The 1,000-nt window shown below is 66.1% G+C and carries 2 protein-coding genes; both read right to left on the reverse strand.

Going from position 1 to position 1,000, the window contains the following annotated elements:
* Positions 1-211 (reverse strand): DIP1984 family protein (locus KZA10_RS16085; RefSeq protein ID WP_218683388.1); only part of this gene is annotated, 211 nt, incomplete at its 3' end.
* 52 nt (positions 212-263) lie between these two features.
* Positions 264-572 carry a GNAT family N-acetyltransferase gene (locus KZA10_RS16090; protein WP_141386874.1) on the reverse strand — a complete coding sequence of 103 codons (309 nt, stop codon included), beginning with the start codon at positions 570-572 and terminating at the stop codon, positions 264-266.
* Between the last annotated feature and the right edge of the window lie 428 nt (positions 573-1,000).

Genomic DNA, 1,000 nt, shown 5'->3' on the forward strand with positions numbered 1-1,000 from the left:
CCAGATTGAGACGCGCGTTGGTGGCGTTGATGCGCCGGATGAGGTCGCGAAGCTGCGTGAGCGCGGCATCCGCCTCCACGATCAGGGCGGCGGCATCCTCCGCCGGCTCCTCACCTTCCTGGTAGCGGGCGTTCGCGACGATGCGCGCCCGCAGCTGCTCGATGCGGCGCTGCAGGTCGGCGCGTGCGGTGAGGGCTTCGGCGAGTTTCATGACGTCATCCTCGCACGGAGCGACCGTAACAGTTCGTCATACGACCGGAGAGTCAGCGGGTGCGCAGGAGACCGGCACGCTCCGGGTGGGCGGAGAACCAGTCGGCGACGTACCAGCAGACGGCGTCGACCTTGCGATCACCTCGCTCCTCGATGTCAGCCACAGCTCCCTCGACGGCCTTCCCCGCATAGCCGTTGCCGCGGAAAGTCGGGACGGTGAACGCCCTGGTGAGCGCGATCGTCCGGCCATCGTCACGGTAGTCGAGCACGCTCACGAGCTTGCCGTCGCGCATGAGCGTGTACCGCGAGGCGTCCTTCTCGTCGGTCAGGATGAAGCCGTCGACAGTGTGCGAGATCGTCATTCGAACCACGTTACGCCCGCTCCGAGCGCCCGGGCGTTTTGACATGGGGCGTCACGATCAGACATAATCCCCCCATGACCACCAACGCAAGCCCTTTGTCCGCCCAGGAGGCGAACAGGACTGCCGGGATGATGATGCCCGGTCGCGTCGGTATGTGTTGCCGAATGTGTCGCTGAACGAACAGCAACCCCGCCTGACCTGAACTCCTCGCCATCTGCGAGGTCAGTGTCTCCGAGCATCCACCCTCGCTCGCTTCCCGGCTCCGCCGGTCATTCATGCAACGCATCAGAGCCCCGTTCGATTCGGGCTCACGTCCTGAGGACTTCATCATCATGTCGAACACCGCACTTCTCGAGCGTCCCGCCACCACCGCCGCGACCCGCACCCAGCCGGAGCCCGCCGCGCTGCTCCCGCTGCGGGGAGCAGCG

This window comes from Microbacterium sp. BF1, assembly GCF_019279095.1.
GTDB lineage: Bacteria > Actinomycetota > Actinomycetes > Actinomycetales > Microbacteriaceae > Microbacterium > Microbacterium maritypicum.